This is a genomic window from Kitasatospora sp. NPDC029312, from assembly GCF_055569215.1.
Window position 1 is genome coordinate 7,448 of record NZ_JBVHXY010000073.1, and the last position, 9,983, is coordinate 17,430.

10 protein-coding genes and 4 tRNA genes are annotated in these 9,983 nt (G+C 71.5%); 11 read left to right on the forward strand and 3 right to left on the reverse strand.

Annotation, left to right across the window (positions count from 1 at the left end):
- Window positions 1-266: 266 nt before the first annotated feature.
- The 4 genes from ACZ4WV_RS34540 (at window position 267) to ACZ4WV_RS34555 (ending at window position 682) form a co-directional block, all read left to right on the forward strand.
- Window positions 267-338, forward strand: a tRNA-Gln gene (locus tag ACZ4WV_RS34540).
- Between the two features lie 47 nt (window positions 339-385).
- Window positions 386-458 (forward strand) — tRNA-Glu (locus ACZ4WV_RS34545).
- Window positions 459-485: 27 nt separating this feature from the next.
- Window positions 486-558 (forward strand) — tRNA-Glu (locus ACZ4WV_RS34550).
- A 49-nt stretch (window positions 559-607) separates the two neighbouring features.
- Window positions 608-682 (forward strand) — tRNA-Gln (locus ACZ4WV_RS34555).
- 147 nt (window positions 683-829) lie between these two features.
- Here ACZ4WV_RS34555 and ACZ4WV_RS34560 read toward each other — a convergent pair.
- Window positions 830-1,543: an IclR family transcriptional regulator gene (locus ACZ4WV_RS34560; protein ID WP_030246527.1), complete on the reverse strand. Its 714-nt coding sequence runs from the start codon at window positions 1,541-1,543 to the stop codon at window positions 830-832.
- A 231-nt stretch (window positions 1,544-1,774) separates the two neighbouring features.
- Between ACZ4WV_RS34560 and leuC the strand changes: the two genes are divergently transcribed.
- The 4 genes from leuC to ACZ4WV_RS34580 all read left to right on the forward strand — a co-directional run bounded on the left by leuC (window position 1,775) and on the right by ACZ4WV_RS34580 (window position 5,182).
- Window positions 1,775-3,211, forward strand: a complete 1,437-nt coding sequence (gene leuC / locus ACZ4WV_RS34565; protein WP_465752922.1) for a 3-isopropylmalate dehydratase large subunit — start codon at window positions 1,775-1,777, stop codon at window positions 3,209-3,211.
- 3 nt (window positions 3,212-3,214) lie between these two features.
- Window positions 3,215-3,811 carry a 3-isopropylmalate dehydratase small subunit gene (leuD, locus tag ACZ4WV_RS34570; RefSeq protein WP_465752924.1) on the forward strand — a complete coding sequence of 199 codons (597 nt, stop codon included), beginning with the start codon at window positions 3,215-3,217 and terminating at the stop codon, window positions 3,809-3,811.
- Between the two features lie 182 nt (window positions 3,812-3,993).
- A complete protein-coding gene (locus ACZ4WV_RS34575; protein ID WP_392905653.1) occupies window positions 3,994-4,341 on the forward strand; it encodes an SCO5555 family protein in 348 nt (115 codons plus the stop codon).
- A 133-nt stretch (window positions 4,342-4,474) separates the two neighbouring features.
- Window positions 4,475-5,182: an HU family DNA-binding protein gene (locus ACZ4WV_RS34580; RefSeq protein ID WP_465752931.1), complete on the forward strand. Its 708-nt coding sequence runs from the start codon at window positions 4,475-4,477 to the stop codon at window positions 5,180-5,182.
- Between the two features lie 212 nt (window positions 5,183-5,394).
- On the opposite strand, the gene ACZ4WV_RS34585 is transcribed toward ACZ4WV_RS34580, so the two are convergent.
- Window positions 5,395-5,619: a hypothetical protein gene (locus ACZ4WV_RS34585; protein ID WP_465752933.1), complete on the reverse strand. Its 225-nt coding sequence runs from the start codon at window positions 5,617-5,619 to the stop codon at window positions 5,395-5,397.
- A gap of 92 nt (window positions 5,620-5,711) precedes the next feature.
- Complete coding sequence (gene cofC / locus ACZ4WV_RS34590) at window positions 5,712-6,395, reverse strand: 2-phospho-L-lactate guanylyltransferase (protein WP_465752935.1); 684 nt, start codon at window positions 6,393-6,395, stop codon at window positions 5,712-5,714.
- Between the two features lie 230 nt (window positions 6,396-6,625).
- Here cofC and ACZ4WV_RS34595 point away from each other — a divergent pair, with 230 nt between their 5' ends.
- The 3 genes from ACZ4WV_RS34595 (at window position 6,626) to ACZ4WV_RS34605 (ending at window position 9,696) form a co-directional block, all read left to right on the forward strand.
- Entirely contained in the window at window positions 6,626-7,459 is an 834-nt protein-coding gene (locus ACZ4WV_RS34595) for a lysophospholipid acyltransferase family protein (RefSeq protein ID WP_465752937.1), read from the forward strand.
- A gap of 14 nt (window positions 7,460-7,473) precedes the next feature.
- Window positions 7,474-8,457 (forward strand): NAD(P)H-dependent glycerol-3-phosphate dehydrogenase, encoded by a 984-nt coding sequence (locus ACZ4WV_RS34600; protein ID WP_465752952.1) that lies wholly within the window; start codon window positions 7,474-7,476, stop codon window positions 8,455-8,457.
- A 93-nt stretch (window positions 8,458-8,550) separates the two neighbouring features.
- Window positions 8,551-9,696 (forward strand): D-alanine--D-alanine ligase family protein, encoded by a 1,146-nt coding sequence (locus tag ACZ4WV_RS34605; protein ID WP_465752939.1) that lies wholly within the window; start codon window positions 8,551-8,553, stop codon window positions 9,694-9,696.
- The last annotated feature ends 287 nt before the right edge of the window (window positions 9,697-9,983 follow it).

The following is a 9,983-nucleotide window of genomic DNA, read 5'->3' on the forward strand; positions in this document are numbered from 1 at the left end:
ACGAAAAAACCCCCCCCCCGGCCCCCCCCCCCCCCCCCCCCCCCCCCCCCCCCCCCCCCCCCCCCCCCCCCCCCGGTGCGCCCGGAAGCCACCGGACGGCCTCCCCGTCGCTGCCTGTGGTTATCGATTTTGGAGCCGGGGCCGACGTCGGGTAATGTTCTTTCTGCGCCGCCCGGGAGGGAACGGACGAGGGAGCGAAAGCCCCTCGGAAGGGACCGACCGAGAGGCGCAACGCCTGAGAAGGCCCCGGAGGGGTTCAACTCTGGTGGGGTATGGTGTAATTGGCAGCACGACTGATTCTGGTTCAGTTAGTCTAGGTTCGAGTCCTGGTACCCCAGCGCTGTACGGCCGGTCACGGTTGCACCGCAGGACAAATGAAGATCAAGCCCCCGTTGTGTAGCGGCCTAGCACGCTGCCCTCTCACGGCAGTAGCGCCGGTTCGAATCCGGTCGGGGGTACTGGTCCCGCAAGGGATCACTTGGAAAGCCCCCGTTGTGTAGCGGCCTAGCACGCTGCCCTCTCACGGCAGTAGCGCCGGTTCGAATCCGGTCGGGGGTACTTCAGAGCAGGAAGCCGATGGGCTCGCCCATCGGCCCTTGCTTTGTGTTGGGGTATGGTGTAATTGGCAGCACGAGTGATTCTGGTTCATTTAGTCTAGGTTCGAGTCCTGGTACCCCAGCCAGAAATTGGAAAGGCCCCGGTTCCCGGGGTCTTTTTCGTTTTCCCGCGAAATGCCCGAAGGGCCCCGCTCGACTCCGAGCGGGGCCCTTTCGCTTTCCGAGTGGGGGAGGTGGGGGAGTGGGGGAAAGAGGGGTGGGGAGTCGGCCGGTCAGCTCCGGCGCAGCGCCTCGGTGAGCCGGTTCGCGGCCTCGATGATGGCCTGAGCGTGCAGGCGGCCCGGGTGGCGGGTCAGCCGCTCGATCGGGCCGGAGACGGAGACGGCGGCCACCACCCGGTTGGAAGGGCCGCGGACGGGAGCGGAGACGGACGCGACGCCCGGCTCCCGCTCGCCGATCGACTGGGCCCAGCCGCGCCGCCGGACGCCGCTCAGCGCGGTGGCGGTGAAGCGGGCGCCCTGGAGGCCGCGGTGCAGCCGCTCGGGCTCTTCCCAGGCCAGCAGGACCTGGGCGGCCGAGCCGGCCTTCATCGGCAGGGTGCTGCCGACCGGGACGGTGTCCCGCAGGCCGGAGAGCCGCTCGGCGGCGGCTACGCAGATCCGCATCTCGCCCTGGCGGCGGTAGAGCTGTGCGCTCTCGCCCGTGACGTCGCGCAGGTGGGTCAGGACCGGGCCCGCGGTGGCGAGCAGCCGGTCCTCGCCCGCCGCGGCGGAGAGTTCGGACAGCCGGGGGCCGAGGATGAAGCGCCCCTGCATGTCCCTGGTGACCAGACGGTGGTGTTCGAGTGCGACGGCGAGTCGGTGGGCCGTGGGGCGCGCCAGACCGGTGGCGGCGACCAGCCCCGCCAACGTGGCGGGGCCCGACTCCAGTGCGCTGAGCACCAGAGCGGCCTTGTCGAGAACGCCGACGCCGCTAGTGTTGTCCATGCCCTAAGACTGCAGTCTCAGTCCGCGAGACGCAAGTTCAATCTTCCGAGAAAAGCGCCACCCTGGATGCAGCAGCCCGGGAGACATCCAGGATGGGACCTCGCCAGAGTGTCCGCATCGTGGACAGCGATCCGGCGTGCAGGTCGCGCGGAAGCGCCCCGCACTGGGCGGCGCAAGCGTTTACCCGACGACACGAGAAGGCCGGCAACGCGGCCGGCTGGAGGGAATCCGATGGGACGGACACTCGCAGAGAAGGTCTGGGACGACCACGTCGTGCGGCGCGCGGAGGGCGAGCCCGACCTCCTGTACATCGACCTGCACCTGCTCCACGAGGTGACCAGCCCGCAGGCCTTCGACGGGCTGCGCCTGGCCGGTCGCAAGGTCCGCCGCACCGACCTGACGATCGCCACCGAGGACCACAACACCCCGACCCTGGACATCGACAAGCCGATCGCCGACCCGGTCTCCCGGGTGCAACTGGAGACCCTGCGCCGCAACGCCGCCGAGTTCGGCGTCCGGATCCACTCGCTCGGCGACGTCGAGCAGGGCGTGGTGCACGTGGTCGGCCCCCAGCTCGGCCTGACCCAGCCCGGCACGACCGTGGTCTGCGGCGACTCCCACACCTCCACCCACGGCGCCTTCGGCGCGCTGGCGTTCGGCATCGGCACCAGCCAGGTCGAGCACGTGCTGGCCACCCAGACCCTGCCGCTCGCGCCGTTCAAGACCATGGCGATCACCGTCGAGGGCGAGCTGCCCGAGGGCGTCACGGCCAAGGACCTGATCCTGGCCGTCATCGCGAAGATCGGCACCGGCGGCGGCCAGGGATACGTCCTGGAGTACCGCGGCTCGGCGATCCGGAGCCTGTCCATGGAGGCCCGGATGACCGTCTGCAACATGTCCATCGAGGCCGGCGCGCGGGCCGGCATGATCGCCCCGGACGAGACCACCTTCGCCTACCTGGAGGGCCGCCCGCACGCCCCGCAGGGCGAGGACTGGGACGCCGCCGTCGCGTACTGGAAGACCCTGGTCACCGACGAGGACGCGGTCTTCGACCACGAGATCCTCATCGACGCGAGCGAGCTGACCCCGTTCGTCACCTGGGGCACCAACCCCGGCCAGGGTGCCCCGCTGGGCGCCGCCGTGCCGGACCCCCGGGACTACGCCGACCCGCAGGAGCGCCAGGCGGCCGAGAACGCCCTGAAGTACATGGGCCTTGAGCCCGGCACCCCGCTGCGCGAGGTCGCCGTCGACGCCGTCTTCGTCGGCTCCTGCACCAACGGCCGGATCGAGGACCTGCGCGCGGCCGCCGCCGTGCTGGAGGGCCGCAAGATCGCCGACGGCGTACGGATGCTGGTCGTCCCCGGCTCGGTGCGGGTCGCCCTGCAGGCCGTCGAGGAGGGCCTGGACAAGGTGTTCACCGCCGCAGGGGCCGAATGGCGGCACGCCGGCTGCTCGATGTGCCTGGGCATGAACCCCGACCAGCTCGCCCCCGGGGAGCGCTGCGCCTCCACCTCGAACCGCAACTTCGAGGGCCGGCAGGGCAAGGGCGGCCGCACCCACCTGGTCTCCCCGCAGGTCGCCGCCGCGACCGCCGTCCTGGGTCGGCTCGCGGCCCCCGCCGACCTGACCCCGTCCGCCCTGACCGCCGACGTCGCCGTGGAGGCCTGAGCCATGGAGAAGTTCACCACCCACACCGGCCGGGCCGTCCCGCTGCGCCGCAGCAACGTGGACACCGACCAGATCATCCCCGCCCATTGGCTCAAGAAGGTCACCCGATCCGGTTTCGAGGACGGGCTTTTCGAGGCCTGGCGCAAGGACGAGTCGTTCATCCTGAACCGGCCCGAGCGCCAGGGCGCCACCGTCCTGGTGGCCGGCCCCGAGTTCGGCACCGGCTCCTCCCGGGAGCACGCGGTCTGGGCGCTGCAGAACTACGGCTTCCACGCCGTCATCTCCTCGCGCTTCGCCGACATCTTCCGCGGCAACTCGCTGAAGAACGGCCTGCTGACCGTCGTGCTGCCGCAGGAGACCGTGGAACGACTCTGGGCGCTCACCGAGAGTGACCCTTCGGCCGAGATCACCGTTGACCTGGAGAACCGCGAAGTGCGCGCCGAAGGCGTCACCGCGGGCTTCGAACTGGATGACAACGTACGGTGGAGGCTGCTCAACGGGCTCGACGACATCAGCATCACGCTGCAGAACGAGGCCGACATCGCGGCCTTCGAGGCGACCCGCCCGGCGTTCAAGCCCCGCACTCTGCCGGTCTCCTGAGTTCCCTTCAGAACAAGCATTCTGACGATCCACCGGATGGCCCGCGCCCCCCTCGGGGGGGCCGGGCCATCCGGCGTTCCGGAGCGCGCGTTAGCGCCGAGGGCCGCCCCGGATTGCCCATTTGGCTTTGCGGAAGAGGGCCCCGCGCAAGTACAACTGCGGGTAGATGGCACAATCAGTACATGCACCGGCACCATGAACCTCCGTACGCGGGCGGCGAACCCGCGTCCGAGGAGCCCATGGGCCGGGGATCCGAACGCCGAATTGACGATCGGCCGGACGTCACCTCCGCACCAGCTGAGGGGCCGGACGACCGGGAAGTCGCAGCGCTCTACGCGCTTGTGGCCGAGCGGTTGAAGCAAGCTCACGCCCGCGTGCATGCGCTGAACGTGTCTGCAGATGCGAAGACCGCTCTCACCCGTCAACTGCTCATCGTCACGGAGACCGCCAAGCGCGATCTTCCCGAGGCGGCACGGCGGTTGAGTCGCTTTGTACATGACCTCGACGAGGGGCGCCCGCCCCTCGACTGAGGTCGCGGACGCGCAAATCCATTGCGACACTAGGGTGATTCGCGCGTTTGGTAATTGAAAGTCCGCAGATACATACCTAACGTGCGAAAAGAACGGATGGAATCATCCGGCGCCCGTTTCCGAAGGGGAAGACGTGAACAAGGCTCAGCTTGTCGAAGCGGTGGCCGAGCAGCTGGGCGGTCGCAAGGCTGCCGCAGAGGCCGTCGACGCAGTGCTCGACACCATGGTCCGTGCCGTTGTGGCCGGTGACCGGGTCTCGGTCACCGGTTTCGGCACCTTCGAGAAGGTGGAGCGCTCCGCGCGCTTCGCCCGCAACCCGCAGACCGGCGAGCGGGTCAAGGTCAAGAAGACCTCGGTGCCCCGCTTCCGTCCGGGCCAGGGCTTCAAGGACCTGGTCAGCGGCAGCAAGAAGCTGCCGAAGGAAGGCCCCTCGGTGAAGAAGGCGCCCAAGGGCTCCCTCACCCCGGGCAAGTCGGGTGTCGTCGCGACCCCGGCCACCAAGCGGGCCGCCACCAAGCGCTCCGCCACCGCCGCTGCCGCCGCTCCGGCCGCGACCAAGAAGGCCGCCGCCAAGAAGACGGCCACCACGGCTGCCGCCAAGAAGACCACGGCCACCGCCGCGAAGAAGGCGCCCGCCACCAAGAAGACCACCGCCGCCGCCAAGAAGACCACGGCGACCGCGACGAAGAAGACGGCCGCCACGAAGAAGGCGACCCCCGCGGCTGCCGCCAAGAAGACCACGGCCACCGCCAAGAAGGCGACCGCCACGGCCAAGAAGACGGCTCCGGCGAAGAAGACCGCCACCCGCAAGACCACCGCGCGCAAGACCACCGCCAAGTAAGTCCCGCGCGACCGTCTCGGACGGCCTTCGGCTCAGAGCCGCGGCACCCCTTCCGCAATCGCGGAGCCGGGTGGCCGCGGCTCTTCTGCTTTCCGGGCGCTCAGTCAGGATCCGGCGGCGGCCGGCCGTGACGGGGCCCGGGAAATCATTGGCCCGCTCGGTTCTCGTGGCCCGGCCGGTTCTCGTGGCCCGGCCGTAGCCGGTCGGCCCGGTCAGCTCTCGTCGGCCGGGTCGGGGAAGGTCTGCAGGGTCACGAAGACCACCCGGCGCGCCTCGCCGGAGCCCTCGGTGCGGATCCGCACCCGCTGGCCGGGCCGCAGCAGCCGCAGGCCGCCGGCGTCGAAGGCGGCCGCGTCGAACGGCACCGGGGTCCCGTCGTCGAGCAGCACGGAGCCGGCCCGGGTGGCGGGGTCGAAGGTGAACGCGGTGGCCTGCATGCCAGCAGCATAGCGAGGGGGTCGGACAAGCCGGCCCGTCCCGGCCCGCCCCGGCCGGGAGCTCGGGCGTGGCCCCCGGTCGGTCCCCTCCGTCAGGACCGGCCCAGACGGGCGAACAGGGCACTGGTGTGCGGGCCGAGGCCGAGGATCGCCGCCTCGCCGAGGTCGCTGCCGGTGTCGACGTCCCGGCGCACCGATTCGACGTCCGCCAGCCGCAGTTCGAGCGCCCCGCCGGCCGCGTGCCTGGCCCGTGAGCCGTCCCCGAAGGCGGGGGCGAGTGCGCGGCCGGGGGCGGTGGCGAGCAGGGTGGTGCCGAGGCCGGGGGAGTCCGGCAGGAAGGCCCGGCCGTCCGGCGGTACGGCGCCCAGCACCCGGGCGAGTTCGGCCGGGCGCAGCGCCGGCAGGTCGGCCGACAGGGCGGCCAGCGGAGCCCGCGGGGCCAGCGCCAGGGCGGCCGAGGCGCCGTGCGCGAGCGCCCGGTTGAGGTCGCCGTCCGGCTCGTCGGCGACGATCAGCGCGCCCAGCTCCGCCAACCGGGCACCGGCGCCGGCGTCCCTGGTGACCACCAGGACCCGGGCCACGCCCGGGGTGGCGAGGGCGGCGGTGACGGTGTCGAGCGCGAAGGACAGGGCCAGCTCCGCCCGGTGCGGACCGGCGTAGGGGGCCAGTCTGCTCTTGGCCAGGGCGAGCGGCTTGAGCGGTAGCACCAGCGACCAGTCGGCGTTGGGTGCGGCGGGCGCGACGGGCTCGCTGGGGCGTACGGTGTCCTGGGTCATCGGCGTCATTGTGACGCCGGGCCCGGAGCCCTCGCCAGGCCGTCCGAGCTGTGCGGACGTGCGTTTGATCACGACCGCCCGGCGGGTTGGCGCGGTCGCTCGACAGCCGGTGAGCGAGCGGGCGACACTGTTCCGCGCCCGCGAACCGGGCACCGGGCAGGCCGGTGCGCGGCACCGGGAGGCACTGACCGCGGCATCCCGTGTGCCGCATGTGGAGAGAAGGAGCTGGGGTGGCCCGCCGCTCGTACGCCAAGTTCGGCAACGCCGACTACGGCATCTGGTACCGCTTCGCGGCCGTGCTGGTGAAACCGGTGACGACCGCCCTGGTGAAGCCCGACTGGCGCGGCTGGGAGCACATTCCGAAGGAAGGCGGCTTCATCGCCGCGGTGAACCACAATTCGATCATCGATCCGGTGGTCTACGCGCACTGGCAGTACAACAGCGGCCGTCCGCCGCGGATTCTCGGCAAGTCCTCGCTGTTCTCGATTCCCTTCATCGGATTCATGCTGCGCAAGACCGGCCAGATTCCGGTGTTCCGTGAGTCCACCGACGCGGCACAGGCCTTCCGGGCCGCGATCGACGCGGTCAACAGCGGCCAGTGCGTGCAGTTCTACCCCGAGGGAACGCTCACGCGGGATCCGGACCTGTGGCCGATGACCGGCAAGAGCGGTGTCGCCCGGGTCGCGCTGATGACGGGCGCGCCGGTCATCCCGGTCGCGCACTGGGGCGCCCACGAGATCGTCCCGCCGTATGGCCGGCCCGGTTACGGCCGGGGCAAGTTCAACCCGTTCCCGCGCCACAGGGTCACCGTCGCGGCCGGGCCCGCGGTGGACCTCACCAAGTACCAGGGCCAGGAGCTGACCGCCCAGGTGCTCGCCGACGCGACCGAGGACATCATGGCGGCGATCACCGCGGTGCTGGCCGACATCCGCGGCGAGCAGCCGCCCGCCGAGCGCTACGACATGCGCAGGGCCGCCCGCCAGCGGGCCGCCGCGGCGCTCGCCGAGCGCCGTCGGGCCAAGGGCGCTCCGAACGACAACGACGGTGAGGGGGCGGGCCGGTGACCCGTTGCGCAGTGATGGGGACCGGCTCGTGGGGCACCGCCTTCGCGATGGTGCTGGCCGACGCGGGCTGCGAGGTGGTGCTGTGGGCCCGCCGCCAGGAGCTGGTGGACGCCGTCAACATCACCCACGAGAACCCGGACTACCTGCCGGGCGTCCGGCTGCCCGACACCGTCCGGGCCACCACCGACGCGGCCGAGGCACTGGCCGGCGCCGACTTCGCGGTCCTGGTGGTGCCCTCGCAGACGCTGCGCGACAACCTGGCCGCCTGGGCGCCGCTGATCGAGCCGCAGACCGTGCTGGTGAGCCTGATGAAGGGCATCGAACTCGGCACCGCCAAGCGGATGAGCGAGGTGATCGACGAGGTCACCAAGGTCGGCCCGGAGCGGGTCGCGGTGGTCAGCGGGCCCAACCTGGCCAAGGAGATCGCCAACCGTCAGCCCGCCGCCAGTGTGGTCGCCTGCACCGACGAGGCGGTCGCCAAGCGGCTCCAGGCCGCCTGCCACACGCCGTACTTCCGGCCGTACACCAACACCGACGTGGTCGGCTGCGAACTCGGCGGCGCGGTCAAGAACGTGATCGGCCTGGCGGTCGGCATGGCGGCCGGCATGGGCCTCGGCGACAACACCAAGGCGACGCTGATCACCCGCGGGCTGGCCGAGACCACCCGGCTCGGCGAGGTGCTGGGCGCCGACCCGCACACCTTCGCGGGGCTCGCCGGGATGGGCGACCTGGTCGCCACCTGCTCCTCGCCGCTGTCGCGCAACAACACCTTCGGCATGAACCTGGGCCGGGGGATGTCACTGGCCGAGACCATCGCGGCCACCCGGCAGACCGCCGAAGGCGTCAAGTCCTGCGAGTCGGTGCTGGACCTGGCCCGGCGCAACGGGGTCGACATGCCGATCGTCGAGGCAGTGGTGGACGTCGTGCACAACGGGCGGCCGACCCAGGAGGCGCTCCAGGCGCTGATGTCGCGCGCCGCCAAGCCCGAGCGGCGCTGAGCCCGGCCCGAGGGAAGCGGGCTGACATTCCGGGGCCCGCCGGGCGGGCGTTGACCTACCGGAAACACGTCGCACGGTAGTCTCAAGCCCGATATGAGCATCGAACAGTCCTCCCCGAACCCGTCCGCCCGCAAGCCGCGCGTCGCGCTGGTCTTCGGCGGCCGCAGCTCCGAGCACGCGATCTCGGTCTCCACCGCGGGCAGTGTGCTCAGGGCCATCGACCGCGCCAAGTACGACGTGCTGCCGATCGGCATCACCCACGAGGGCCGCTGGGCGCTGACCAGCGACGAGCCGGCCCGGATGGCCATCACCGACGGCAAGCTGCCGGACGTGGCGCAGGTCGCCGAGTCCCTCGACGGGCAGGTCGTGCTGCCCGCCGCCCCGGGTGACCGGGAAGTGGTCCTCAGCGAGCCGGGGAGCGCCCCCAAGGCGCTCGGCGAGGTCGACGTGGTGTTTCCGCTGCTGCACGGCCCGTGGGGCGAGGACGGCACGCTCCAGGGCCTGCTGGAACTCTCCGGCGTCCCGTACGTCGGCAACGGCGTGCTGGCCAGCGCGGCCGGCATGGACAAGGAGTTCGCCAAGCGGATCCTGGCCTCGCACGGCCTGAACGTCGGCAGCTACACCATCGTGCGGCCGCGGGACTGGGAGACCGAGGAGGGCCGCGCGGCCGTGCGCGAGCGCGCCGCCGGGCTCGGCCTGCCGCTGTTCGTGAAGCCCTGCCGGGCCGGCTCCAGCATCGGCATCACCAAGGTCGGCGACCTCGCCGAGCTCGACGCCGCGATCGAGGAGGCCCGCCGGCACGACCCCAAGCTGATCATCGAGGCCGGTGTCACCGGCCGCGAGATCGAGTGCGGCGTGCTGGAGTTCGAGGACGGCCCGCGGGCCAGCGTCCCGGCCGAGGTGCTGGTCGGCGAGGGCTTCGACTTCTACGACTTCGAGGCCAAGTACATCGACTCCTCCGAGGTGCAGATCCCGGCGCGGCTGACCGCCGAGGAGACCGCGGAGATCCAGCGCCAGGCCGTCGCCGCGTTCGAGGCCTTCGGCTGCGAGGGCCTGGCCCGGGTGGACTTCTTCCTGCTGGAGGACGGCACCTGGATGATCAACGAGATCAACACCATGCCGGGCTTCACCCCGATCTCCGCCTACCCGAAGATGTGGGAGGCCAGCGGGGTCGCGTACGCGGAACTGATCGACCGGCTGCTGGCGTCGGCGCTGCGCCGCCCGACCGGACTGCGGTAACCGTAAGGACCCGAAAGGGCGGGCTGGGACTGTGCCCGGCCCGCTCTGCTATTCGCCCGCTCGCCTCCGGGGCGCTCTGACCCGGTGCCGACGGTCGGCGCTCCAAGGCCCTCGTTCCTCGGGCCTCCTCGCTTCTTCCTTTCGGCACCGGCGCGTCCCTTCGGCTCGGGGCGGGTGTTCGCCCGCTCGCTTCCGGGGCGCTCGGGTCCGGTGCCGACGGTCGGCGCTCCAAGGCCCTCGTTCCTCGGGCCTCCTCGCTTCTTCCTTTCGGCACCGGCGCGTCCCTT